Below are 25,510 nucleotides of genomic sequence, written 5' to 3' on the forward strand. Positions count from 1 at the left end.
GTGTGGGGCGGTGGTTTTCTCTCTCCCCCCCCCCCCCGCCGGGGGGGGGGGGGGCCCCCCCGCCCCCCGGGGGGGGGGGGGGCGCCCCCCCGCGAAGGGTATGAGCTCCCGGACCGGGATCAGCCGGCAGGGCGCGTTGCCGACCAGCACCTCGCGGATGCCCGCCCGCTCCTCGAACTCCTTTCCCACGACCGGGAAGTGGGTGTCGTTGTCGTCGCCCACGTCGGGCGCCTCGATCCAGACCCGCTCGCCCTGGATCGCCATCGGGAAACGCCGGAGCTTGAGGCGGCGGTTGGGCGCGAAGGTCTCGGCGTAGTGCAGGAAGGTGTTGCGGTTGTGCCCGACACCGATCAGCAGCACGTACCCGCCGAGGTCGTGCAGTGCGCCGAAGGGCGACTCGCGGCCGACCGCGAAGCCCAGCGAGCGGCGGGCGGTGACCTCGCGGGCGTGCGCCCCGACCGCGGCGACCGAGGCCTGCGGATGCGTGCTGCGCAGGCTCTCCGACAGCGCGCGCAGCGCCTCCGGTACGGCGCCCATCGGGGAGGGGAGACCGGGGTGGAACAGCGGGACGGCGGCGCGCCGTTCGGCGACCTCGGGGCTCGGCAGGCCAGCGTGCTCCGGTGCCGGGTCCCGGACGACGGCGGTGGTGAAGGTGGGCACCGCGACCGTGCCGCCGGGCCCGACCGCCTCGCGCAGGCTGGCCACCACGGCCGCGGCGCCGCCGTCGACCCGGCCGAGGCTGGAGAGCGAGGAGTGCACGATCATCGCCATGCCCTCGCGGACGCCCACCCGCCGCCAGCCGTCGACGAGATCGGCGGTGCTGAGCGACGCGGCGAGCGGGGTGTCGAGCGGTGCGTCGAGTGGGGTGGTGCGCGGGCCGGCGCTGTGCGCGGTGGTGCGGTGCGCGGTCATGGTGCCCCCTGGCGGTGCTGTGCAGGTGCTGGTGGGATCGTTCGGGGCCGACCATAGCGCGTGACACTGACAACCGGTCAGGACGGGGTGGCCGTCCGGCAGTCCGTCCTGACCGGTCGTGCTGTGCAGGGTTGGCGGTCGTTCAGGGCCTCGGCCCCGTCGCTTCGGCCAGCACCCGGGCCTCCTGCTCGGGCGTGAAGCCGTGGCCGAGGGGCGGTTCGCCGCGCTCGCGGTCCCAGGCGAGCACGTCGGCGGCGGTGACCGCGAGCGGGGTCGCCGGCAGCCCGGCCGCCCTGGCCCGGGCGGCGCTGCGCTGCTGTCCGGCCCAGAGCGGCGCGGCCCGGACCAGCGGGAAGAACGGTGGCGGCGCGCTCTCCGGCGGCACCGGGACGACCTCCACCTCGGCGCCCGCGACCTCGGCGCAGGTGGCGATCAGCCCACCCAGCGTGGTCGGTTCGGCCGGGCCGACGGCGTGGAAGGCGCCCGCCCGGCCGTCCTGGAGCAGCCGGACCACCAGCCGGGCCAGGTCGCGCACGTCGACCACCTGGACGGGCTGCTCCGGCCGCCCCGGCAGCGCGATCCGCCCGCCTCGGGCGGCCCGGCGCGCCCAGTAGGTGAGCCCGCGCTGCTCGTCGTGGGGGCCGGCCACCTTTCCGGGGCGCACGATCGTCGCCCGGTCTCCGTAGCGGGCGGTGACGTCGTCCTCGCAGGCGACCTTGAGCCGGCCGTACGTCTCCTCGGTGAGCTGCTCGGCGTCGAGCAGGGTGCGCGGCGCGGGGCGGACTCGTCCGAGCCGGGGGCGAGGCCGGCGCGCTCGTACACCGCGTGGCTGGAGATGAACAGGTAGCGGCCGACCCGGTCGCCGAGCGCGTCCATGGCCTGGCCGACCTGGCGGGGGCGGTAGCCGCTGACGTCCACCACCGCGTCCCAGCGGCCGCCGCGCAGGGCGGTGTAGTCGCCGGTGTCGCGGTCGCCGATCAGGTGGGCGGCGGCGGGGAAGAGGCCGGGGTTGGTCCGGCCGCGGGTGAACAGGGCGACCTCGGCGCCGCCGCGCAGGGCGTCGTCGGCGATCGCGCGGCCGACGAAGGAGGTGCCGCCGAGGAGGAGGATCCGCATGGGCTCAGCGTAGCGGCGGGGCCAACGGGCCCGGGGGGAGCGGCGGGTGGCGGGGAGGCGCCGGAGGGCGCCGCGTGGTGCACGGTGCCCTCCGGTCTCGGGGCACGGCTAGGTTGCTTCGAGGGTGCGGGCCTCGGTGAGGATCAACTCCTCGATCCCGTACAGGAAGCGCTCCATCGCCGGACGCGGGAGCACCGCGGGGTCGGCCGTCATGGTCAGGCTCAGTGCGCCCGGGGACTGCAGTGCGTCCAGGGCGTAGGTCAGGCCGGGGCGGGGCTCGAACTCCACCGGCCAGGTCAGGGTGGTCTCCTCGCCCGTCCCGGTGTCGGGGGAGGCGGTGACCAGCTCGCGGGTGTCGTTGAAGATGCAGGACCGGTCCGCGAGCGGGACGCCCTCGGCGGCGAGCCGCCCGATCTCGGCCTGCAGCCGGAGCTTGTCGTAGTAGGCGTGGCGGTAGGCGCCGATCGCGGCGGCGTTCGTGCGCCGGACGACGTCCCTGAACTCGGCGGTGGCGTCCGGGAGGTGGAACAGCCCGTCGCCCGCGACCACGCTCACCGCGTTGGTCAGTTCGGGCAGGAAGCGGTTGTTCACCACGACGTTCAGCACCGCCTCCGTCGAGCCCGACAGTCGGGCCGTCATCGCCGCCGTCGCCGCCAGCAGCACCGAGGAGGACGTCACCCGGTGGGCGGCCGCCACCTGGTCCACCGCGCGGGGCAGCGCGGGCGAGCGCAGGACGGCGTTCGGGAACCTGGCGCCCGGCGTGGCCGGCTCGCCGGGCGGGGGGAACAGCCGGGCCGGGGCCAGCCGGAGCTTGCGCAGGAACTGTTTGCGGGCGCCCTCGTCCCGCCGCCGACCGCGCTCGGAGGCCTGGAACTCCGCCTCCTCCAGCGGCTGTTGGGCGGGCTCGCGGATCTTGGCCAGTTCGTCCGGCGAGGTGCCCTGGCAGAGCGCGGTCAGGTCGGCCACCAGGCGGTTCATCCCCGTGCCGTCCACCGCGGTGTGCGAGAGCACCAGGCTCACGTACCGGGCCGACCCGCCCGCCTCCACCACGCCGACCCGGATCGGCCACTGGGTGGCGGTGTCGAACGGCAGTGCCGCCAGCTCCTCGTGCAGCCGCGCGCCCGCCTCGGCCGGATCGGCCGGCTCCGCGCAGTGCCGTACCTCCACCTCCAACCGGCCCTCGGCGTCGACCACTTGGTGTAACCGGCCGGCCTCGCCCGGCACCAGGCGGGTGTGCAGCGAGTCGTGCAGGTGGAGCAGCCCCTCCAGGCCGGCGAGCAGGGCGGGCAGCGGCAGCCCGGGGTCGAGCGGCGCCGCCGCGGCGATGTTGTAGCGCGGCACGTCGGCCGGGGTGAGCCGGCTCAGGACGTCCCAGATGGCCTGTTGGCCCCAGGTGGCAGGGCCGGACCCGGCCCGGCCGGACGAGAAGGCGATCTCCAGCAGTTGACGAGTGGTCACCGTGTGGCTCTCCGATGTGGCGGTGGATCGTGACGTCGTGCCGGTGCGTTGGGAGCGCGGATGCTGCTGGGGAGAGTGTGGCGCACCGCCCGCCCGCCGTCGAGGTCCGAGGTTCGGGGCCCGGCGGGTGTGCGGCCGGGGCTTCCGCATCTATCTCGACGTGAAGTATCTTGATGTCGAGATTGATGTCGATCATGCAACGGGGGCCTGCCATGCGGGGGAACGGACTGATGGCGCAACTGCGGAAGCCGCCGGGCGGGCGCGACGCGCGGATCATGCTGCTGGCACAGTGCGTCGACCGGACCGGGAGCGGGGTGTGGGCGGCGGCCTCGGTGCTGTACTTCACCTACGTGTGCGGGATGGACGCCCGGCAGCTCGGCGTGCTGCTGGGCGTGGGCGCGGCGGCGGGGATCGCCGGGTCCCCGCTCGCCGGGCGGGCGGCCGAACGGCTGCCGGTGCGGTGGCTGCTGATCGGGTGCCACCTGCTGCGGATCGGGACGATGGGCCTGCTGCTGGTCGTCGACGACTTCGCCACGCTGCTCCCCGCCGTCGCCCTGACCTGCCTGGCCGAACGGGCGGCCAAGACCCTGGAGATGCTGTTCGCCACCCGGATCGCGGGCGAGCGGCGCGGCACGTACCAGGCGCTGTTCCGCAGCGTGGCCAACGCCGGGTACGCGCTCGGCGCGGGCATCGCGGCGATCGGCCTGGCGATGGGCACCACGAACGCCTACCGCGCGCTGATCGTGGCCAACGCACTCTCCTTCGCCTTCGCCGCCGTCCTGGTCTGGCGCACCCGGGAGCCGGCCGGGCGCGGCCTGGTCGCCGCGGCCTCCGGAGAAGAGCCCGCCGCCGCCCTGAAGACACGCCCTAGCCCCTGGCGCGACCGGGGCTACCTGCTGTTCGTTGCGCTGGACATGCCGCTGAACCTGGACGACTCGATCCTCAACGTCGGCCTGCCGCTCTGGCTCGTCCACCACACCGGCGCGCCGCACGCCGTCGTCCCGGTCTTCCTGATCCTCAACACGGTGCTCGTGGTGCTCCTGCAACTGCGCGTCTCGGCGCGGGCGCAGGGCCCGCACGGGGCGGCCGCGGCGGTGGGCTGGTACGGCCTGACGCTGCTCGGCTGCTGCCTGCTGACCGCGCTCGCCACCGGCGGCGGGCCGTGGACGGCCTCGCTCGCGCTGCTGGCCGCGGCGATGCTCGTCACGCTGGCGGAGCTGATGCGCTCGGTGAGCTCCTGGGAGCTGGCGGTCGTCCTGGCGCCCCCGGGGGCCCAGGCCTCCTACCTGGGGGTGGCCGGGATGGCCCAGTCGGTGCAGAAGTCGGTGGGCCCGCTGCTGCTCACCGGCGTGGTGATGACGGCCGGTCCGGCCGGCTGGCTGGCCCTCGGCGCGGCGACCGTCGGCCTCGGCGCGCTCCAGCGCCGGGCCAGCCTGCGCCGGCTGGCGGCCCTGGCCGGCCCGGCGGCCGAGCCGTCGCCGCCGGGGGGGGCCGGGGGCGGGTTATCCTCCCCGGCCCCGGCGGGGGGGGCCCCCCCGGCGCCTCCACCACCGCCCTGGTCCAGGCACTCCGGCACATCGGCTGCGGATCGATCGAGCTGCGCGCCACCGAAACCGGAGCCCCGCTCTACCGCACCCTCGGATTCGACCCCGTCGACGGCTACATGGCGCTGCGCCCCGGTGCAGAAGGCTGGACGCGGTGACCGCCTTCGACCTCGACGCCTACAACGAGCGGGCCCGCAACGGCCCCTGCTTCATCTGCTCGATGCTCGCCGGTGAGCCCGGGTACGAACACCGGATCGTCCTGGACGACGGCGTGCACGTCGCCTTCCTCGACCGCTACCCCACCCTGCCCGGCAAGCTTCTGGTCGCCCCGCGCACCCACGTCGAGGACACCATCAGCGACTTCACCGAGGACCAGTACCTCGCCCTGCAGTTGGTCGTGCACCGGGTGGCGACCGCGCTCGCCGCGACCGTCCCCACCGAGCGCCTCTACGTGCTGAGCCTGGGCAGCATGCAGGGCAACGCCCACGTCCACTGGCACATCGCCGCCCTACCGCCCGGCATCCCGTACGAGCAGCAGCAGTTCCACGCGCTGATGGCCGAGGGCTCGGGCATCCTGCCCGACGACCCCGGCCGGGCCGAACGCCTCGCCGCCGACCTGCGCACCCGGCTCGGCCACCCCTGCCGTCACGACCAGCGAGGAGCCTGACCATGGTCTTCGTCCCGCCCGAGCGGTTCGTCCCCACCCTGCCGCACGGCATCTCCTATGCCGGCGTCTTCCTGACCGACCGCCACGACCGGCCGCTGCTGCTCACCTCCGTCCACCACCCGGGCGAATACCAGTACCCCGGCGGCCTCCTCGACGACGGCGAGGACCCGTGGACGTGCGCGCTGCGCGAGACCGCCGAGGAGATCGGCTTCGTCCCCGCCGCCCTCGACGACGCCCCCCGCCTCCTGATGCTCTCCTTCACCCCGCCGGAGCCGCCGTGGCCCTGGAAGATCGGCGTGACCTTCGACGGCGGCCGGCTCACCGACAAGGAGCTCGAACGCATCACCCCCGACCCCGCCGAGCACAGCGGTCACGCCGTCCGCACCGTCGAGGAGTGGGGGCGCATCGTCACCCCGCGCCGACTGCGCACGCTCCGCGCCTCGCTCACCGCCCGCCGCACCGGCGTCGCCGAGTACCTCGTCTCCGAACCCCGCCGGCCGGGCGAACCCGGATGACGCCCCTGCCCCGCCTCAACCGCACTGTGGAGGAGAGCGCTTGAAGTCCCGTCTGTCTGAACCCGCGCCGACCGAACCCGCGCCGTTCGAACCGCCGCCGTCCGAACCCGCGCCGACCGACCACGTCTCCGACAGTGAGCAGTTCCTGTTCGGCGGACGGCTGCTCCCCGGCATGCTCCGCACCGCCCTGCGCCTGGCCTGGCAGGCCGACCGGGTGGCCCTGGTGTCCATCGCCGTCGCCGAAACCGGACGGGCGCTGGCCGCCGCCTTCGGCCTGCTCGCCACCAACCGCGCCCTCGCCTCCCTGTTCGCCTCCGGCAGCACCGACCAACTGCTGCGCGCGGCCCTGCCGGCCGCCCTCGCCATCGGCGGCGCCTCCGCGCTGTCCGCGGTCCTGGGCGTGGTCTCCTCCTGGGCGGGAGGCCGGCTGGAGCCCAAGACCGAGCGGGCCGCGACCGTCGCCTACCTGCGCCGCGCGGCCCGCGTGGAGCTGGCCGCGGTGGAGGACCCCGAGTTCAGCAGACTGCTGGAATCCGCCAGGTACGGCACGGCGGCCGTGCGGCGCCTGATCGGCCAGAGCATCGCCGTCCTCACCGCCCTGCTCGGCATGGTGGCCGCCGGCGGCGTCCTGCTCACCCTCGACCCGGTGCTGCTGCCCATGCTGGTGCTCATCGCCGCGCCGAAGGGGTGGGGCGCGGTCCGCTCCGCCCGGCGCCGCTACGGCTCCGTGATGGCCTGGCTCCAGCACCACCGGGCCGCCAGTCTGCTCGCCCAGCTGCTCACCCAGCCGCACTCCGCGCCCGAGGTCCGCGTCCACGCCATCGGCCCGTTCATCCTGGGCCACTACATCGCGATGGCCGAGGCGTCCGAGCAGGAGCAGAACCGCCTCGCCCGCGCCACCGCGACCACCTCCCTGCTCGCCTCCGTCCTCTCCGGGCTGGCCGCCGCCGCGACCTTCGCCGTCCTGGGCTGGCTCGTCCACGACGGGCAGATGGCGCTCGCCGTCGCGGGCACCGCCGTCGTCGGCATCCGCACCGGCGCCGCCGACATCACCTCCCTCGTCGGCACCGTCAACAACCTGTACGAGGAGGCCCTGTTCGTCACCGACCTCGACCGCCTCCAGCGCGAGGCCGACCGGCGCGCCATCCCCGCCGGCGGCACCGACCTCCCGCACCGCCCCGCGGCCATCACCCTGGAGGGGGTGACCTTCACCTACCCCGGCCGCACGAGCCCGGCCCTGTCCGACATCACGCTGCGGATCCCGCGCGGGCAGGTCGTCGCCCTGGTCGGCGACAACGGCTCCGGCAAGTCGACGCTCGTCAAGATCCTCACCGGCCTCTACCTGCCCGATGCCGGCCGGATGCTGTGGGACGGCGTCGATGCCGCGACCGCCGACCGGGACCAGCTGTTCGCCTCCTCCGCCGTCCTCGAACAGGGCTTCCAGCAGTGGCCGCTCACCCTGCGGGCCAACGTCCTGATCGGCCGACCCGAACACGGCGACGACCCGGCCCTGCTCAAGCGCGCGGCCGACTACGCCGACCTGCACCCGATCATCGACGCCCAGGACAACGGCTGGGACACCCTCGCCGCCCGCGGCTTCAAGGGCGGCGTCCAGCTGTCCGGCGGCCAGTGGCAGCGCGTCGGCATGGCCCGCACCCACCACCGGGCCACCACCACCGGGCCCGGCGGACGCCCCACCCACCTCGTGATCGCCGACGAGCCCACCTCCGCCCTCGACGCGAAGTCCGAGATCGCCGCGTTCACCCGCATCCGCGAACTCGCCGACCAGGGCCTGACCGTCATCCTGATCACCCACCGCCTCGCCGCCACCGCCGGCGCCGATCTCATCTACGTCCTGCGCGAGGGCCGGCTCACCGAACAGGGCACCCACGCGCAGCTGATGGCCGACCCGAACAGCGGCTACCGCTCCTCCTACCTCCTCCAGGCCCGCCAGTACGCCACCGAGATCCCCGACCAGCGGGACAGGACCGCACCCGCCGCCGATCCCGCCTGACCACGCACCCGAAACGGAGCAGCCGATGCCCACCTGGGACGAGATGTGCGCCGCCGCAGGCGAAGTACGCGACCTCTACGACGAGATCAACCGGCGCAAGCTGGGCCGCACCTGGGGCCTGTCGGACTTCGTCCTCGGTTTCACCGGCGACGTCGGCGACCTCGCGAAGCTGGTCATGGCCCACCAGGGCCACCGCGCCGACGTGGCCGCGAGTGCCGGGGCGATCGGCCACGAGCTGTCCGACTGCCTGTTCTCGCTCATGGTCATCGCCCAGGAGACTGGCGTCGACCTCGCAGGCCGCTTCACCACCGACATGGCCGCCCTCGCCGCCCGTCTTCGCCCCGACCATGCCGCGCCGATCAGCGGCCCGTGCTCCTTGTGACGACCCGGAGCCGGCGGGCAGGCGGACAGGCGGGCGGCCGGACAGGTTTATCCGGTCGCGCTCGACGAGGTGGTCGAGGAGTGTGCCGGCGTAGGACTCAGGGAGCGGGGGCGGGTCAGAACCGGCTGCGGCGCAGGGCGTCGGTGAGCATGAGGGCCGGCAGCACCTGGTGCACCTGGCCCGTGTTGGCGTACGGGACGGCGCTGCCCTGCTGGGTGGCGAGGGTGTTCCAGGCCGCGAGGGGGAGGGAGGTGAGGGAGTTGCGGTCGTCCGGGGTGGCGGCGTCGAAGGGGGCGGGGCCGGGGGCGGTGACGCCGAGTTGGGTGAGCAGCGGGGAGAGTTGGGCGGGGTCGTTCTGGGTGTAGAGGCGGGCGGTCTTGGTGCCGGAGGTGCCGCGCCCGGCCCAGGCGGTGACCTGGGTCAGCGGGGCGAGGGTCTCGGAGACCAGGTCGGCGTGCGGGTCGAACAGGTAGACCTCCTGGAGGGTGTCCAGGTAGAGCGGGTGGGCCTGGTTGGCGGTGTTGCCGAGGAAGCAGGTGAGGGCCGCGTGGCCGCTGCTGAAGGAGGCCATGCCGAGGCGGCCGATCGGTCCGAACTGGAAGTTGCCGCTGCGCCGGAACATGAGGGCCTGGATCTCCGGAAGGTACTCCTGGAGGACGGTGGCGTCCGCGAACGACGAGATCTCGTCGCAGGGGTTGCCGGCGACCCGCATCAGCGGGAGCACGAGCACGACGTTCCGGGCGGCGCCGTCGATCTGGAGCGGGAGGCCCTTGGCGAAGGGGTTGGTGAGGAACGGGTCGCCGATGTACTGGAGGTAGTTGAGCAGGCCGAAGAACTGGTAGTCCCAGCCGAAGGGGTAGGTGCTGCCGGTGGTCGGGTCGTGGCGGTCCCGGGGTTCGTTGTAGAAGGCCGGGGAGTTCTGGGCCATGCCCGGGTGGAAGTAGACGAGGAAGGGCGCGGGCGGTCCGCCTGGGTCCCTGGACACGCCGGAGGGCCAGTAGACGGCGACGAGTTGCGGTGCATCGATGCCGGGGAGTCGGAGGACGACGGCCTCGCCGCCGGGGGTCACGCTGCGGGTCTCGACCTGGATCGCGCCGCCGGTGATCGACGGCGAGGCGATGAAGGTGCTGTCCGTTACGCCCGGGGGCGGGGAGTAGGCCCCCGGCGGCAGCGCCACGCCGGGGGTGCGGAAGCTCATGTCGCCGGGTGGTGGGGCGGGCGGGCTGCCCGGGTAGTCGCTGCCGGTCTGGGCCAGGCTGACGCGTGCCTGTTCGGTGACGTCGCGCAGCGGCGAGAAGTGGACCGTCAGCTGGATCGTCTGGCCGGAGTCGGAGGACGTGACGGCGGGTGGCGGCCAGTTGCCGTCGGGCGGGAAGGTGGCCTGGACGGTGCCGGAGGAGTCGATGTCGAGGTGGGCGGTGGGCGTGCCGTACTTGGTCTGGTCGAGGGCGGCCGCCTGGATGTCGATCGACGCGTCGGTGTCCGGGATGTTGAAGATCGACTGGTCCAGGACCACGCTGTCCGGCCCGACCTGGTCACCGCCGTTCACGGCGATGGTGAAGTTGCACTGGGTGGTGGTCTGGCCGTGGATCTGGCCGGTGAGGACGAGCTGGGCCATCGGAGTCTCCTTCTCCTCAGTGCCGCGCGAGCGCGAGCGCGATGGCGTGGGCGATCGGCTGGCCGGTGTTGGCCTCGTAGTAGTTGAAGGCCGGGCAGGGGTTGACCTCGAAGCAGTAGACCTCGCCGTCGTCGGCCAGCATCAGGTCGATGCCGGCGAGTGCGAGCCCCAGTCGTGCCGCCAGGTGCAGGCAGCGCTCGGCGAGGTCGTCGGGGGGCTGCCAGGGCGAGAGTTCGGCCCGGCCGCCGTCGCTCCGGGCGTAGCGGTAGTCGACCCGGTCGGTCTCGATCCGGGTGGCGAACACCTCGCCGGCGACCGTGTGCACCCGGACGTTGGTGCCGGTGACGTAGCGCTGGAACTGCACCGGGCAGTAGCGGATGAGCGGCAGCCGGTCGAGGGCCTCCCGGTCGAGCGTCCGGACGATCGAGCGGACCCCGCTGATCGACTTGTAGACCAGTTCGCCGTGCCGCGCGTGGAACTCGTGGACGAGGTCCGGGTCGTTGGTCACCAGGGTCTCCGGAGCCCGGAATCCGGACTGCTGGATCAGCTGGGCCTGGTGGGGCTTCGACGTGTTGGACGCCATCGCGCTCTCCCGGTTCATCACGCAGCCGGGGGCGAGTTCCGCCCAGGTGCTCAGGGCCGTGTGCCAGGACCGGCACCTGCGTACCGTGTCCTCGCCCGCCTCGCGGACTTCGGGGAGTCTGCGCCATTCCATCAGCCGGAGGTAGATGCCGGTGACGGTGGCGCAGTCGATGGATCCGCCGTCGTACGGGATGCGCCCCCGGACGGCGGTGCCGGTGGCCTCCACCTCGAACGGCAGCTCCTCGAAGCGCCGTTGGTGGAGCATGGCGTACGGCAGGCCGAGGCTGTCGAGTTCGGCCCTGACCCGGGCGAGCGGCGACTCGCTGGCGATGCCGCAGACGACGATCACGGCGCACCCCGGGGGAGCCCGGTGAGGTGTTCGTACAGGCGGTCGAGGAAGGCGGCGCCGGCTGGGCGGAGGTCGGGCAGGGGGCTAGCTCCCGCGAAGACCGCCGACCGACCGTCGTCGCGGCGGTGGCCGGCTCCAAGCAGGTCGGCCCCGGGCAGGTCGGCCCCGGCCACGTCGGCCCCGAGCAGGTCGATCCCGAGCAGGTCGACCTCGGCGAGCCGGGCGAGCCGGACGTACGGCTCCTCGTCCTCGGCCGGGGGTGCGCCGAAGACGTGCTCGCCGAGCACCAGGACGTCGCCGCGCCCGATCGGGGCCGCTCGCGGTTCGCCGTCGGGGCTGCTGGAGATCCGGGCCGGCCGGGCGGGGAGCCCCGCTCTGATCGCGAGTGCGGTCCACTCGGCGGTCGAGCGCCAGGCGCCGCACAGTCCGTACCCGGCGGGCCTGTTGACCGAGACCGGGGCCAGGCAGGTGAGCAGGCTGAGCAGGAGTGCGCCCAGCTCCTGGGCGGCGTAGGCGGCGTCGGTGTGGGTGGTGAACGGCAGGTACCCGAAGGGGGCGGAGGCCACCCGGTTGAGCACGCCGTCGACGTCACGGCTGTCCAGGACGCGCCCGTCGGGCAGGGTGATCTCGAAGCTCGCGCCGAGGCGGTCGACGCGGTGCACCGACCTGGTGGAGCTGAGCAGGGTCTGCGGGGAGAGCAGTTCCAGGGGTTCCAGCCCGCGCTCGCGCAGCCCCTCGTACGCCCACACGGCGGCCCGGTCCGCCGGATCGCAGAGCACCAGCCACATGCGGCGCCTACCTCTCGGTCCGTCCCGGCTCGGGGGGTTCGTCCCGCAGGGCGCTGTCCGCGAGGTCGGGGCGCTGCGCCGGGGGGATGAAGTGCTCGGGTGGGTGGTTGACTTCGGATGCCGGGTGCATGCCCTCGGCGGGGTGTTCTTTGAATGCGTCCTTGTCCTCCTTGTCCTCCTTGGCTTCCTTCCGCTCCTTGTCGTCCTTGTCGTCCTTGTTCTCCTTGGCGACGTCCTTGACGTCCTTGACGTCCTTGCCCTTCTCGTCGCGTGACAGCTGCAGGGTGACCTCCTGGGCCACCGGATCGTTGCAGGGCAGGACGAAGTCGGCGGTCTGCAGGCTGGTGACGATCGGTTCGGATACGGGGCTGATCCCGATCTGGAGGTGGTCGCAGGCGTTGGGCGGGAGGCTGGCCGGGAAGTTCTTCAGCACGTAGCCCGCACCCATGGGCTGGTCGCCCGGACCGTTCACGTGCAGCGGTCCGGTGCCGATGTTGGAGATCGGGATCGTGATGTCCGGGACGGTCTCGCCCAAGGCCACCGTCATCCGCAGGGGGGTGCGGTCCAGGATGATCCGCGGCTGCTGGGCCTTCGCCGGGGTCTTCCCCGTGGACCAGACGAAGCCGAGTTCCTGCGGGTCGGTGTTCGTGATCCGCAGGCCCCAGGGGCGTTCCCCCGGATTGGAGATGTCGATCTGCACCGTGAAGACGTCGTTGGCGTCCCTGGTCCACGACGCGGTGCCGACCGCGCTCCCGGTCCCGTCGACGATCGACGACGTGGCGGGTGCCTGCGCGACGGTGGTGAGCGCTCCGGAGCCCGCCCGCAGCTCGATGTCCGGTGGCCTCGCGCCCAGGGGTGCGCAGTTCGGGCCGAGGGCCACCACCAGGACGGACCAGGACGTCGCCACCTTGTCCACGACGAGGGGCAGGAGGCCGCTGGTGGCCTGGTCCGCGAGCCGGAGCTGGCCGGTGTCGGGAAAGATGTCTGCCATGATCGCTTCTTCGGTCGTGGAGCCGCGGTGACGTCCGTCACCACGTTCCGAGGGCTACGACGTCGACGAACACGGGTCGACCGGTGGTGTCGGCGCCGGCGGGAACGGGCCGGGTCTCGAACTCCCGGACGACCAGGCGCTGGGCCCGCTGCCCGGTGTCCGGAACGCTGATCGTGATGGTCTGCCCGAGGACGGCGGAGGCCGTCAGGACGGTGGACCAGCCGGTGACGCCGTCCGGCGCCGTCACCCCCGGGTCCTGGACCTGGAGTTCGGTCCGGACGGTGTTCCCGGCGCCGCCCGGCCCGAGGCCCTCCAGGACGACGCCCGCCTGCCCCGCGCTGCGGGTGACCGTGAGGCGCCGCTGCGGCGCGAGTTGGACGGGCTCGGTCAGCACCACCTGTGACACGTCGGGGACACCCGGGATGGTGTACCGCTGGTAGCGGGCCAGGGCGAGCCGGACGAACGGGAAGTAGGAGGCGGAGACGACCGGCGTCAGGTCGAGGTCGGCGAACCAGCGGTCGCCCTCGGCGTCGAACTCGACCGGGTAGAGGGCGGCGTCCAGCAGGCGGTGCAGCTCGGGGAGGGTCACCTGGGCCCGCTGTGCCGCGTTGACCTGGGCTCCGGTGAGGACGGCGGGTGGTGCCCCGGTGTCCCGGATCGGGTCGCGTCCGGCGACCGCGACGTACCGCAGGGCTTCGGCGGGGACCGGCCCGGGCGGGAAGGTGAGTACGGCCAGGGCCTCGTCGTCGCCCGAGACGTACCAGGGCCGTTGGAGGAGGACCCGCAGGCCGCCGCCCTGGCGCAGCCGGGTGAGCGACCGCTGCCCGTCGGTGGTGCGGGTCCAGCCGAACGACGGGACGCAGTCGAGCAGTTGGGGGGCGGGTGGGCGCACGGTGCTCGGCACGTCGATGTCGCCGAGTTGCCCGGCGGCGGTGCAGGCACCGGGGTCGGTGGCGAGGATGCGCGCGAAGCAGTCCTCGAAGCGGGACACCGCCGTCACGGCGTAGCTCACGTGGTGGTGGCGGGTGTCGCCGAACTCCTGGCGGATCTCCGGGAGCGCCTCCAGCAGGGGCAGGTGCTGGACCTCGTACGAGCCGACGTGCGCCATCCGCCGGGTGGTGGTCGGTGCGGCCGGCGGGCTGTCGTCCTGGTCGGTCCAGTCGGCGTTCAGGTCGATCCGTCCGGTGCTCGGGATGTCGATCGCGAAGGCGTCCGTCCCGAGGACGGTGTCGCGGTCGCCGGGCCCCCGCCTGGGCGTCAGCTGCCCGCTCGGGTCGGTGAGGGGGTGTTGCACCGCGTGCACCAGGGTGACCGTGCGCGGTGGGGTGATCAGGCGGTTCCGGCCGGCGACGATGTCCTGGAAGGCCGGCAGGTGCGGCACGTTCGGGTCGACGCCCTGCCAGAGCGCGATGCCGAACAGCGCGACGTCGTCGAACGTGAGGCAGGACGGGATGTCGAAGGTCACCTGCTCGGCCGGGCCGAGCGCGACCGTGACGTGGCGTGGGTCCGCCCGGCTCACCGTGCAGCCGCTCGCGGCCGCCTCCAGCCGTACGGACGCGGTCTGCAGGTCGGGCCAGGTGCCTTGCCAGATGGCGATCACGGCGTCGTCGGGCGGGTCGATCTGACCGGGCCGCCCGTTGCCGGGGTCGATGGGCCGGGGCCGGGCGTTCAGGGCGGCGCACACGCCGCTCGGGTCGGCCAGCCAGGGCAGGGCCGCGTCGGTCTCGGGCAGGACGACGTACGAGGACGGCGAGGGCGGCCTGGCGGGGACGGTACGCGCGCCCTGGACGTCGGTGAGCTCGCGGTCGGCCCGTTCGGCGACCGCGAAGAGCCGGCTCACCTCGGTGCCGGGCGCCGCGGGGCCCAGCGCGGTGTCGAAGGCGCCGTCGTACTGCAGCGCCAGGGCCAGCGAGCACTTCGGCGGCAGCAGGTGCCGCAGGTCGTGGGCACGGTAGCCGTGGAGGGTCGCGTAGTCGTCCGCCGAGGTGCCGCGGTCGCTGCGGATGACCATCCGGTCGTGGCCGTCGCCGTCGTCCCACTCCCGGGTCGGCACCAGCTCCGGCGGCGGCAGCGGCTCGAAGCGCCAGTAGGGGACGAGGTCCGACTGGGCGTCGGCGGCGCCGACCTCTTCGACGCGCAGCCCGCCGCCGGCGAGGTCGGCGATCCTGACCCGGATCCGGTACTTGCGGCCGAACCGCAGCCGTGGCAGCGAGCCGGTGTCGCACTCCACCACCGTGTCGAGGCCCGACGTGACCGGTACCGGCAGGGTGTCCCCGGTGGCGGTGACCCGCTCGGGCCGCTGGGCCACCTGGCTCCAGCCGTCCCAGCGCGCCACGATCTCGTGCAGGTACAGCGCGTCGGCGTCGCCGAAGCCGGTGACGACCGGGCCGGGCCGCAGGTAGCCCTCCTCCAGCAGGCCGTCGGGCAGCAGCGGCACGCCGCCGACGGTGTGGTGCACCCGCCGCCGGCACAGCGAGTACCAGGTCTGGCGGCTGTCGTCGAACACGTCCATCCGGTAGCCGCCGAGCAGGGAGTCCGCCAGCAGGGCGGAGGCGAGCAGGCCGGCCGGCGTGCCGCGCTGCTGCGCCCGCTGGAGCTGCTTGCCGTGCTCCTCCTCCCGCGCCCGGTCGACCAGGGCGAAGCCCGTCGAGTGCAGCGCGGGCAGTGCCCCGACCGGAACGGGGGGCGACTCCCCGGGAGGGGGCGACGACCCGTCCGACCGGGCCGTGCTGACCAGCCGCAGGGCGGCGCCGTCCACGTCGAAGGGCAGCAGCTCGAACCGGGGGTTCGCGGAGGGCGCGAGACCGGCGCCGGTCAGCGGCAGGAGGCCGCCGCTGAAGCCGGTGGAGGTCGGACCGTCGACGGAGGAGGGCACGAAGCGGGTGCCGGTGACGGTGTAGGCGGTGGCGGGCGACAGGTCGGTCTGGGCGGCTGCGCTCCAGCCCGGTGACGGATCCGGGTCGGGCTGGGGCCACAGCGGCAACACCCTCAGCTCCGCCGGGTGCGTCTGGTCCACCGGGGTGAGCGCGGCGGCGGGTACGGCGAGGTCGACCAGCAGGCCGAGCGCGCGCAGCAGGACGGGGTGGTCGGCCAGGTGCGCGATGCCCTGGTGGAACTCGTCTGCGGGCGGGGGCGCCGCCAGGCGGTCCGGTGGCGTGGTGTCGGGCGCGCCGCGCCGGTAGAAGGCGTACGCCTGGGCGAGCGCCGGCGTCGCATCGGTCGGGGTGGCGTGGGGCGGTGTGGCGTGGGGCGGCGTGGCACCGGTCGGGGTGGCGTGGGCCGGGGTGGCGCCGGCGGGTGCCAGCAGGCCGGGCTGCCACTGCTCGCCGATCGCCCGCAGCGCGGCCCGCAGCCCGGGGTGGCTCTCCGGCGCCGCGCCGCGGTGCGCGGCGTGGGCCTGGGCGGTGGCGGCGTAGATGCCCTTGACGTCGGTACCGGCCCGGCCGGCCGGGAAGGCCTTGGTGGCCCGCCCGTCGTAGCTGGTGGCCCGGTACGGCTCCACCGGCATCGTGGCGGTGAACAGCGTCTGCCAGACGGAGAGTTGCCGGTCCGGGGGGAACTGGACGGTGCTCCCGTCGAGGGCGGTGTACGGGACGCGCACGGACGGCAGCGTCCGCCCGCCGCGCCGGACGTCGAAGCCCACCCCGGCGAGCCGCCGCGGCCAGTCCTGCATCCCGAAGTCCGCGATGGTGAGCGCGGCTCCGTCCGGGGCGAGCAGGCGCGGTGTCAGCAGCACCGACAGCAGCGCCATCGGCGCGGACTGGCCGGGGACGGTCGCCAGCCGGCCCGCCGGGAGCACCGTCCAGACGAACTGCCGCTCCAGGCCGGTCGAACTCTCCGGGCCGGTCAAGCTCTCCTGGCCGGTCGAGCTCTCCAGGCCGGTCAGGCTCTCCGGGCCGGTCGATGACATGGCTCACTCCCCTGCGAACGCCTGGCAGTAGGTCTGCCACGGGAAGGTCTGCCCCTGCGGCCCGAGCGCGGCCTCGACCGACGGGTCCGAGGCGGTCGAGGCACCGCTCAGGGGGCGGCGCAGCCCGGCGGGGGGCGGGCAGTTGCCGAAGCACTTGTGGCACTCCAGCGTGAAGGACTTGGAGAAGAAGGTCAGGTCCACGGTGATCACGAGCCGGGCCGAACCGCTCAGCGAGCCGGAGGTGGAGTCGTACGTCAGGCTGAGGGTCAGTTCGATCGAGACGCTGATCAGCCCCAGCAGCGAGACGCTGCCGCCGATCCGCAGATAGCCGGTGACCTCGGTGTCGGTGCCGTTCTTGGCGAAGACGACGCCGCCGAAGACGTGCACCTCCGCGGACACGATGACGAAGTCCATGACGATGGCGGCGCCGAACTCGATCCCGCCGGTGAAGCGCTGCAGGCCGCTGTCGGTGCCGCCGGCGCTCAGGCCGAGTTCCAGGTACCCGCCGCCGCCGAAGCCCGACACGGTGACCAGGAACGGCCGTTCCCGGGTGCCGAACGCGAAGTCCATGACGATCGGCTGGTCGGTCAGCGACAGTGTGACGCCGGCCTGCACGGTGAGGTTCTGCACGCTGAACACCAGCAGGCCGACGCTGGGGACGGCGACGGTGTACGAGGCCGTGATGCTGGTCGCCGAGGTGTCGATCCTCGGGCCGTTCCCCCCGAGCGGGAGGCACTGCTCCAGGGTGGCGAGGAACCCGAGATCCCCGCCGAGTGTGACGTTCGTCAGGTGGGTGGAGAGGTCGAGCCGCTTGCCGGGGTCGGCGGTGAAGGTCACGGACGCGAAGCTGAGGGCGACGTACGCGGGGGCGCCGACGTCGGGGACGATCAGCTTGAAGTTGCTGATCGTCCCGGTGGCGTGCATCTCGGGCTTCCCGTCGACCGACAGGGCCCGGACGTCGAGGTCCAGCGCGCACCCGGTGTCGGGCGTGAACGGCGGGAAGGACTTCTGCAGGTCCTGATGCCAGGTCAGCTCCGCGGACGGGGTGGGCGTCTGCTGCCCGACCCAGAGGAGCTTCGGCGGTGTGCTGACGACGTCGATGAGGCTGCTCAGCGGGACCACGCCGAACAGGGTGGCGTCCGGGGCGAACAGCTTCGAGGGCACGGTCTGGAAGGCGTCGCTGACGGCCGGCCCGAGCGTGCGCGAGATCTGCGACACGGTCATGTTGGGGGCGGACAGCCCGCCGACCCGGGCCCCGGCGGCCCCGAAGTCGAGCGTCCGGGGTGTGACGAGGTCGAGCAGCGCGTCGGGTGTCGGGCTGCCCCAGGGGGTGTCGACGAGCGCCTGCGAGATCGTGGCGGGGAGCGCCGGGAGCGGGCCGAGCAGCCGGCGGACGGCCGGCAGCCCCACGGCCAGCTGGGTCACCTGCGGATAGAAGCCGACCCCGCTCGGGGAGAGCCCGGCCCCGATCCCGCCGAAGGTCATCGACTGCACCTCCTGCACGGCGTCCTCCACCGCCTGGGTCGGGGACGTCATGACGAGCGGGATGCGGGCGGCGATGTCGCAGAGGGGGCGGCCGAGGCCCGCGAAGGCTCCGGTGCTCGGACCGTTTCCGTAGATTCCGTCGAGTGCCGCGCCGTAGCCGGCGCCGGTGGCGGCGTCCTCGACGAACAGCAGTGGCAGGTCCAGCTCCACGTACTCCTGCCCGGCCGTGGCCTGGAGGGTGAACACCACGGGGGTGCCGGCCCTGGTCGGCCAGAAGCACCTCGGCGGGGCGGCCGAGGAGCCCACCGGGATCCAGGAGGCGTCGTCGAGGCCGTCGGTCTGCCCGGGGTCGATCGCGACGCTCTGGAACGGGAACCGGCGTTCGTGCGGGCCGCCCGCGCCGATGCCGTAATCATCGCGGACAGGCTCGGTGACGATCAGGAAGGCCTTGCGGTGCAGGGCGGCCACGGCGGGGTCCGTGCCGTCGAACCGGCGGTCGGAGACCTCGATGTAGGCGGCCCGGTGGCCGAACGGGAACAGGGCGCCGGGAACGGAGACCTTGACGTGGAAGTCCCGGCCGAGTGCAGCGTCCTGGGCCCACTCCAGCTGGGGCCAGTGGGCGGCGGCGCAGAACCGGGCGCCGTAGGCGCTCAGGATCAGCCGGTCGACGGTGAGGGGGACGGCCGGGTTCTCGGCGGCGGCCGCGACGATCCGGTCGTACCAGGTGTCCAGCGGGGTGCCGTGGTCGGTGCCGTCGGCCAGGGACCGGAGGGGCCGCGCCGTCAGGTGTCCGTCGGGGCCCGCGATGCGGCTGTGCCACAGCTCGGTGCCGCCTGCCATGCCGGTGGCGGGCAGGGTGCGGTGGGTGCACCGGGCGTCCGGCTGCAGGGTGAGCAGCAGGTTCCAGGGGACTTCGAGCCGGGCCAGCAGGTCGGCGGTGGTGGCCGTCGTGACGATCAGCGGCAGGCGGTTCATCGCGTCGAGCAGGCCGGCCACGGTGAGCGTGACCGGGTCCGGGCCGACGGCGAAGCACAGGGTGGAAGGGCCGGCCAGGAAGCCCTGGGGCGGCTGACCGGACTCCACCACGGTCTCGGCCAGGTGCTGCGGGGGGACGTCCACCAGGAGGTGGCCGCCACCGGGGTCGGCCACCAGCTGGACCGTGCCGTCGGGCCGGGTCTGTTCGTGCAGGCCCTGGCTCCGGACGGTCAGGGTGACCAGGTCGTCCGCGCGGAGCACGGGGTAGCTGCCGGTGGGCGCGTCCGGCAGGTCGAGGAGCTGCCAGTCCTGCCAGCCGCGGTCGAAGCGCCGGTGCATCAGCGCGGCACCGGCCCAGACGGCGAGCACGTCGGTGCGGCCGCCGCCGGAGGCGACAGCGGCCAGTCGGGGGCCGGTCGTGTCGGGGGCGGTGAGGTCGCCGCCGAGCTGCTCCCAGCCGAGCCAGGGTGCCAGGGCGGAGTGCCGCAGGCCGTGGTCGCCGCCCAGGAAGACGTCACGCTCCGTCGCAGCGAGGCAGGTGAAGGAGCGTTCGTCGCCGTCGGGGAGCGGGCCGAGCTCCTCCCACACCGGTGGCTCGCGCATCGGCGGGGTGTCGCTCTCCAGGTGTGCGCGGAGCAGACGTCGTTCGCGGGTGTCGGCGAGAAGGAGGTCGATCCGGCCGGGCGCGACGGGCACTGCCGTCAGGTGCCCGGGTGCGCGCTCGCCCGTGCGGAGCACAACTGGCCCCTTGGTCGGGTGTCCGCGCAGGAACTCCCAACCGTGGGCGCCCGCGTCCAGGACGAGGTGGACATCGCCGGACCGGCTCGACACGACGGTGAAACCGGTCGCCGAGCCGCCCCGGGCGAGCGTGCCGAGCGAGGTCCAGTGCGGGTGCTCCCCCGCGCCGGGGCGCAGCCGTAACAGCTCGCCCGCCGCACTGAGGGCGAACACCTCGACCGGGCGGCCCTCGGCCGCCGTCGCGCTCAGCCAGTTGAACGCGGGGGCGCCGGTGAACGCGGGGGCGCCGGGCGAGGGCCAGGGGCGGTCCAGCGCGTGCCAGGCGTGCCAGCGGCCGTCGAACACCCGGTACCGTACGGCGCCGTCGTGCGCGCCGACGAAGAGGTGGAGTCTGCCGTGCCCTGGCGAACAGACGGCCAAGGCCCGTGCCGGGTGGGTGTGCATGGGACGCCCCCAGCAGATGGACGCGGTACCGGTCGGACGCGGTACCGGTTGGACGCAGTACCGCTCAGCGGGGCCGACGCATCGGGCACCCGCCAACTCTCAGTGGTTCCAGGCTATTCCCGCTTCGGGCACGTATCAATTCCTGGTCGCGGCCCCCGCCTCCGGGCCGCAGCGGCCTCACTGTGCGTAGCCGCCTTCGGGCGGCACTCCCCCGAGGACTTCGCCCGCGGTGTTCAGGGCTGCCACGGTGCCGGTCTCGGCGGCGTTCGACGGGAGCGACAGAAGGTGGGGGTGGGCAGAAGGCGCGGGGTCGGCGGGGCGGGGTCGGCCGGCCGCGGCGGGTGCCGGGCCGAGGAGCACGGTGGCGGCCGTCGCGGCGGCGGCCAGGGCTGCTGCCGGGCGAAGGGTGTGTGAACCAGCCACCGGGAACTCCCCTCTCGCCAATGATCCATTGGATCAAGAGAATTGATGTAGCGTCAGTTTCCGGTTCGGCCAGACGCCCGGCCCGGGGGCGCCGGCCCGGCGGCCCGCCGACCCGCCGACCCCGGCACGTTGTTCGAAGAATCGGTGGAGACTCCACAGTGCAGCCTGTTTGATTGTTCATCTACAAGAAGCCGACTGAGGGTCAGGGGGCGGCGGACAATCAGGTCCGGCCGCCGGACAGGACAAGGGGGCACGGGGTGGCTGGTGTTGGACGTCCGCAGGGGCGGCTCAAGGGGGAGACCGAGCAGGCGGATGCCCTGGCCCGGTTCGTGCGGGAGGTGACGTCGGGAGTCACCGTCCGCGAGCTCGCCCGGCGTTACCCCGCAGGCAAGACCAGTTGGAGCGAGTACCGCTCCGGGGAGAAGGACATCCCGTGGCACCTGCTCCAGCGGCTGGTCCACGACCGCGTGACCGACCCGCGGGCCCGGACGGTGCTGCTCGAACGTGCTGCCCGCCTGCACGAACAAGCCACCCTGGCGGCCCGGGGACTGCGGCCGCCCGAGGCGGGACGTTTCGCCGCCCAGCAGGCGCTGGACCTGGCCCGCCAGGCGCAGCGACAGGCCGAGGAGGGGGTCGCGGAGGCGGATGAACTGATCCGTGTGCTGGTGGAGGTCGTGGCCGAGCTGCGGGGTGAACTGGGCGACGACGCGGAGGACGACACGGGCCCCGCTTCGCAGCAGGCGCCCGGCGGGGGCGCGGGGCAGCTGCGGCGGGCCCGGCTGCGGGAGGCGACGCGCTGCCTGGCCGAGGTGCGGCGCATCAGGCAGAGCGCACGTGAGGCGCAACAGGCGGCGCAGCGGGAGCAGGACGCCGTCGGGCTCCTGGCCGATCAGGAGCGTACGCACGCCCGGGCGGACGAGAGCCGGGAGCCGGGGTCCGAGCTGGTGGTGGCCGACGGGGTGCGGGCGCGTCTGCCGGTGCTGTGGCGCCTGGACGCCGACCTCGTGGCGGTGCGGGAGGCCTTGGCCGACCGGCGCCGCGAGGTGCTCGGGGTGACCTCCGTCGTACCGCGCTCACCGGCACCCCGGATTGTCCGCGGCGAGGTCGTCGACGCCCCGGACAATCGCCTGACCGGCCTCATCGCCCCGTTCGGCCGGGCGCGTAACGCCCCGCACGCCGCAGGCGCCCCCAGCGCCGCGGGCACCCGCCGCAGGACCGGCACCATCCTGTTCGCGGCCCTCGCCCTGCTACTGGTCGGAGTGCTGCTCGGTATGCACTTCAGCGCACCGGCACCGGGCATCCCGATGCCGTACCTGGCAGATTCCTACCGTGTGCCGGCGGTCACCGAGGCCCACGGTCCGTCCCCGTCCCCGTCCGCGGCCGGCACGTCCGCGGACACGTACCGGCCGGCCGCCGGCATCGCGTCGGCCTCAGCCCCGGCCTCGGCCTCGGCAGACGCAACCGCTGCCCCCGGACCGCAGCAGGCTGCGGCCTCGCCTTCGGCCCCGCTTCCGGTCGAGGTGACGCCCACCCCCGGGTCGGCGCCGACCCCGGCCGACGCGACGCCCGCCCCCGAGGCGTCGAGCACCCCACGGAACCGCGACACCCAGGGCGTTCCGCCTGACACGGCCCCCCAGCAGCCGGGACAACCCGTGGTCGCCGCCTCCGCTCCGGGCACCCTGTACTCCATCGCCCCGGACCACCGCACCGTCTACCAGTGGCAGGGCCGGGACATGGCCTGGACACCCATCGGCGGTCCCACCGAACGGATCCTCGCGGGAGGCGCCGGCGTGTTCGCCGTCAGCGCCGACGACAAACGGCTGCTCGGCTACAGCGGGACCCCAGGCAACTGGACACCCGTCAGCGAACCCGGTGCCGACTTCGCCATCAGCGGCACCCGCCTCTACCGCCTCGCCCAGGACCACACCGGCGTCTACCGCTGGAACGGCACCGGAACGAGCTGGACCAAGATAGGAGGCCCGGCCGGACGCCTGTACGGCGGCGGGGCCGGCCTGTTCGCGACCGACCCGCGCGACGGCCGCATCTTCCGCTACGACACCGCCAGGGAAATCTGGACCTACGTGGGCACCGACGGGGCGACCTTCGCCGTCAGCGACACCCGCCTCTACGGACTCTCACCGGACCGCAGCCAGGTGTTCCAATGGGACGGTACGGGCAGCGACTGGACCCTCATCGGCGGCCACGCCCAGGACCTCTACGCCGGGCCGGCCGACCTGTTCGCCACCAGTCCCGATCACGGCACCTTCCTGCGTTACGCCCGCACTCCCCAGTTCTGGGATCCGGTCAGCGAGGCGGGAGCCGAATTCGCCGTCACCGCCGACCACATCTACCGCCTGGCGCCCGACCACAGCGCTATCTACCAGGCACCCAGCAACGGCGCCGCCACCTGGACGAAAATCAGCGGACCGGCCGCCACCCTGATCACCAGCAGGTGACAGGCGGGCCGATCGAGTCCACGAACACCAGGACCCGCCCGATCGTCCGCCGGGGCTTCCGCTCCCGCAGCGCGGACACCGCCATCGCGCTCGTCATGCCCTGCCTCAGCGGCAACCGCCCCGCCCTGCCCCGACGCCGACTCGCGTGACCGCACCCACAGGTCCAGCACAAGAAGACGCATCAGGGGCCCCACCCGCTCACTCGTCGTGGACAGGTGACCTCGGGCGGCCCCACGGCACCCCGGGCAGCTGCAGGCGCCCGCCCGTCCTCCACCGGTCCACGGCAATCCCCTTGTCCGCGGACAACGATATTTTTCCGTGCTCGAACTTGGCTTTCCCAGAGATTGATTGACGGACAATCAGCTCCGAACCAGCATGAGGTGGCCGCTGACTGCCGGGGGACAGCCACCGGCGGGGAAGCGGGGGCGCGGTCCTGCCCCGAAGGGGGACCGGCCACCGCTTTCCCCGGTATCAGCCGCTCTTTCGATCCGATCGGAGTGAATGTGCTCAAGAACAGGCTCGTTTCTCTCACCCTCGCGGCCGCAGCCCTCATCGGGTTCTCCGTCGCCGCCTCACCGGCGGCCTACGCGGCTTCCTGCTACGGCGGTACGTGCTCCAACAAGGGGCCGAAGGGCACCGGTTGCGACGCCGACGCCTTCAACCTGCGGGCCTACACGCTGAAGGCCGGGTACTACGAGCTGCGGTGGTCCAACGCGTGCCACGCCGGCTGGATACGTGCCTCCGGCGCCGGCGCCGCAGGCGCCAGCGCGGTGATCCAGCGTGTCCTCCTCGACGGCGGCGGCGGTGTCGACGTCCAGGAGGAACGCGCCGTCGCGGTGAACAAGGGCGAGCTGGACTGGTCCAACATGGTGGGCACCAGCTACGGCTCCTACTACCGGGTCTGCGGCACGTACTTCGGGTTCCCCGACAGCACCCTGGACTGCAGCCCTGTGGTGTACCACGACTGACAGCCGGCCGTCGTGCTTCCTTGCCGGCAGCCGCGGCGGGTGAGCCACCCACGTCGGCCGCATGCCTCCTCCCCCACCCAGTCCCCGTGGCTGCAGGTCTTCCTCACCCCACCAAACGGAGGTCAACCATGCGTGGACGCATCGTCGCGCTACTCCTGTCCAGTGCAGCCCTGTGCGCACTCGCTGCCCCGCAAGCCCTCGCCAGCCCCGCATCCGCCGTATCCGCCGCACCCGCCACCGTGTTCGCCGGGTGCGGATGGGTGCCCGAGGACATCGACGGCGGCGGGTGGTACGCCACCGCCGACGGGGCCGTCAACATGCGCTCCGGTGCCAGCACCGGGTGCCCCGCCAACGGCGTCGCCTACCAGGGCCAGGCCCTCGACTACCACTGCTATTCCACCCCCCTGGCCGACGACGACTTCAGCTGGACGTACGCGCGGAACGTGAGCACCGGCGTCCAGGGGTGGATCCGCAACGACCTGCTCACCGACCACGGAAGCAAGGTCAAGTGCCGGTGACATCGAAGAAGGAGTAAACAGTGATCAGCAGGAAAGCCCTCACGGCCTGTGCCGCGATCGTGGTCGCACTCGCCCCGGCCGGCGCGGCGTCCGCGAACAGCACACCGGAGAAGACGGAGGCCCACGCGGCCGCGGTCGGCTGGAGCAACATAGCCAACAGGTACTCCGGGAACTGCCTGGACTGGGACGGCTCGGAACCGTGGGACGGCGGCACCGTCAATCTGACGCGGTGCGACAACAACGGCGGGCAGCGCTGGATGCAGGGGGCATTCGGTGATGGCCGGTTGGTCTTCACATCCGTCTACGACGGGAAGGTCATCGACGCGGTGCTGGAGAACGCCAACGGCAGCCGCATCACCCGCTACAGCTGGCTGGAATGGGAGCACCAGCCGAGGAACCAGCAGTGGATCTGGACCAGCGCCGGTGAGATCAGGAACGCCTGGAACGGAAAGTGCCTGGACGCCGACCCCGGGCAGAAGGACTGGAGCGTTCAACGCGTCTACCTCTGGGACTGCAACGGCAGTTCGTGGCAGAAGTGGTTCCACGTCTAAACCTGGCCCCGAACGTCCGTCGGCGCCGTCAACCGGGCCGAGGCGCGTGACCACGGTGCCGTCGCGTACTCGGTGGACTTGTCCAGCGGCGCGGTGAAGCCCGTGG

Annotated in this window: 20 protein-coding genes and 1 pseudogene; 10 read left to right on the top strand and 11 right to left on the bottom strand. The window is 73.4% G+C overall.

Going from position 1 to position 25,510, the window contains the following annotated elements; translation table 11 throughout:
- The 4 genes and pseudogenes from ACFV6D_RS02715 to ACFV6D_RS02730 all read right to left on the bottom strand — a co-directional run.
- On the bottom strand, positions 1 to 912 hold a 912-nt coding region (locus ACFV6D_RS02715; RefSeq protein ID WP_380557926.1), incomplete at its 3' end, for an aminoglycoside N(3)-acetyltransferase.
- Positions 913 to 1,054: 142 nt separating this feature from the next.
- The gene (locus ACFV6D_RS02720; protein WP_380557928.1) at positions 1,055 to 1,447 is read right to left on the bottom strand and encodes a hypothetical protein; all 393 of its coding nucleotides are present in this window, start codon (positions 1,445 to 1,447) and stop codon (positions 1,055 to 1,057) included.
- A gap of 6 nt (positions 1,448 to 1,453) precedes the next feature.
- A pseudogene (locus ACFV6D_RS02725) lies at positions 1,454 to 1,843 on the bottom strand (hypothetical protein); the annotation flags it as partial.
- 293 nt (positions 1,844 to 2,136) lie between these two features.
- Entirely contained in the window at positions 2,137 to 3,486 is a 1,350-nt protein-coding gene (locus tag ACFV6D_RS02730) for a condensation domain-containing protein (protein ID WP_380343048.1), read from the bottom strand.
- 230 nt (positions 3,487 to 3,716) lie between these two features.
- Between ACFV6D_RS02730 and ACFV6D_RS02735 the strand changes: the two genes are divergently transcribed.
- The 5 genes from ACFV6D_RS02735 to ACFV6D_RS02755 are packed head-to-tail and all read left to right on the top strand — an operon-like array spanning position 3,717 to position 8,608.
- Complete coding sequence (locus tag ACFV6D_RS02735) at positions 3,717 to 5,264, top strand: MFS transporter (protein ID WP_380557931.1); 1,548 nt, start codon at positions 3,717 to 3,719, stop codon at positions 5,262 to 5,264.
- Complete coding sequence (locus ACFV6D_RS02740) at positions 5,185 to 5,697, top strand: HIT family protein (RefSeq protein WP_380557934.1); 513 nt, start codon at positions 5,185 to 5,187, stop codon at positions 5,695 to 5,697. Before ACFV6D_RS02735 ends, ACFV6D_RS02740 begins: the two co-directional genes overlap by 80 nt.
- A gap of 2 nt (positions 5,698 to 5,699) precedes the next feature.
- Positions 5,700 to 6,212: an NUDIX hydrolase gene (locus tag ACFV6D_RS02745; RefSeq protein WP_363377526.1), complete on the top strand. Its 513-nt coding sequence runs from the start codon at positions 5,700 to 5,702 to the stop codon at positions 6,210 to 6,212.
- A gap of 40 nt (positions 6,213 to 6,252) precedes the next feature.
- Complete coding sequence (locus tag ACFV6D_RS02750) at positions 6,253 to 8,226, top strand: ABC transporter ATP-binding protein (RefSeq protein WP_380557937.1); 1,974 nt, start codon at positions 6,253 to 6,255, stop codon at positions 8,224 to 8,226.
- A gap of 25 nt (positions 8,227 to 8,251) precedes the next feature.
- Positions 8,252 to 8,608: a nucleotide pyrophosphohydrolase gene (locus ACFV6D_RS02755; RefSeq protein WP_380426520.1), complete on the top strand. Its 357-nt coding sequence runs from the start codon at positions 8,252 to 8,254 to the stop codon at positions 8,606 to 8,608.
- A gap of 115 nt (positions 8,609 to 8,723) precedes the next feature.
- On the opposite strand, the gene ACFV6D_RS02760 is transcribed toward ACFV6D_RS02755, so the two are convergent.
- The 7 genes from ACFV6D_RS02760 to ACFV6D_RS02790 all read right to left on the bottom strand — a co-directional run bounded on the left by ACFV6D_RS02760 (position 8,724) and on the right by ACFV6D_RS02790 (position 20,911).
- Positions 8,724 to 10,226, bottom strand: a complete 1,503-nt coding sequence (locus ACFV6D_RS02760) for a hypothetical protein (RefSeq protein WP_380557940.1) — start codon at positions 10,224 to 10,226, stop codon at positions 8,724 to 8,726.
- A 16-nt stretch (positions 10,227 to 10,242) separates the two neighbouring features.
- Positions 10,243 to 11,157: an ATP-grasp domain-containing protein gene (locus ACFV6D_RS02765; RefSeq protein ID WP_063351726.1), complete on the bottom strand. Its 915-nt coding sequence runs from the start codon at positions 11,155 to 11,157 to the stop codon at positions 10,243 to 10,245.
- Entirely contained in the window at positions 11,154 to 11,945 is a 792-nt protein-coding gene (locus ACFV6D_RS02770) for a hypothetical protein (RefSeq protein ID WP_380557943.1), read from the bottom strand. Before ACFV6D_RS02770 ends, ACFV6D_RS02765 begins: the two co-directional genes overlap by 4 nt.
- Before the next feature lie 7 nt (positions 11,946 to 11,952).
- On the bottom strand, positions 11,953 to 12,936 hold the full coding sequence (locus ACFV6D_RS02775; protein WP_380495254.1) for a hypothetical protein: 984 nt from the start codon (positions 12,934 to 12,936) through the stop codon (positions 11,953 to 11,955).
- Between the two features lie 37 nt (positions 12,937 to 12,973).
- Positions 12,974 to 16,846, bottom strand: a complete 3,873-nt coding sequence (locus ACFV6D_RS02780) for a hypothetical protein (protein ID WP_380557945.1) — start codon at positions 16,844 to 16,846, stop codon at positions 12,974 to 12,976.
- A 3-nt stretch (positions 16,847 to 16,849) separates the two neighbouring features.
- The gene (locus ACFV6D_RS02785) at positions 16,850 to 20,488 is read right to left on the bottom strand and encodes a hypothetical protein (protein ID WP_380557948.1); all 3,639 of its coding nucleotides are present in this window, start codon (positions 20,486 to 20,488) and stop codon (positions 16,850 to 16,852) included.
- Between the two features lie 177 nt (positions 20,489 to 20,665).
- Entirely contained in the window at positions 20,666 to 20,911 is a 246-nt protein-coding gene (locus ACFV6D_RS02790) for a hypothetical protein (protein WP_380557951.1), read from the bottom strand.
- A 257-nt stretch (positions 20,912 to 21,168) separates the two neighbouring features.
- Between ACFV6D_RS02790 and ACFV6D_RS02795 the strand changes: the two genes are divergently transcribed.
- From ACFV6D_RS02795 to ACFV6D_RS02815, 5 genes are all read left to right on the top strand, one after another.
- Complete coding sequence (locus tag ACFV6D_RS02795; protein WP_380557954.1) at positions 21,169 to 23,367, top strand: hypothetical protein; 2,199 nt, start codon at positions 21,169 to 21,171, stop codon at positions 23,365 to 23,367.
- Positions 23,364 to 23,516: a hypothetical protein gene (locus ACFV6D_RS02800; RefSeq protein WP_380342144.1), complete on the top strand. Its 153-nt coding sequence runs from the start codon at positions 23,364 to 23,366 to the stop codon at positions 23,514 to 23,516. The genes ACFV6D_RS02795 and ACFV6D_RS02800 overlap by 4 nt, the downstream gene beginning before the upstream one ends.
- Positions 23,517 to 23,870: 354 nt before the next feature.
- Positions 23,871 to 24,335 (top strand): DUF2690 domain-containing protein, encoded by a 465-nt coding sequence (locus ACFV6D_RS02805; RefSeq protein WP_063351732.1) that lies wholly within the window; start codon positions 23,871 to 23,873, stop codon positions 24,333 to 24,335.
- A gap of 128 nt (positions 24,336 to 24,463) precedes the next feature.
- The gene (locus ACFV6D_RS02810; protein ID WP_380557957.1) at positions 24,464 to 24,853 is read left to right on the top strand and encodes a hypothetical protein; all 390 of its coding nucleotides are present in this window, start codon (positions 24,464 to 24,466) and stop codon (positions 24,851 to 24,853) included.
- A 20-nt stretch (positions 24,854 to 24,873) separates the two neighbouring features.
- Positions 24,874 to 25,404, top strand: coding sequence for an RICIN domain-containing protein (locus ACFV6D_RS02815; protein WP_380557960.1), 531 nt, complete (start codon positions 24,874 to 24,876; stop codon positions 25,402 to 25,404).
- The last annotated feature ends 106 nt before the right edge of the window (positions 25,405 to 25,510 follow it).

The organism is Kitasatospora sp. NPDC059812 (assembly GCF_042732075.1).
In the GTDB taxonomy this organism is placed as follows: domain Bacteria; phylum Actinomycetota; class Actinomycetes; order Streptomycetales; family Streptomycetaceae; genus Kitasatospora.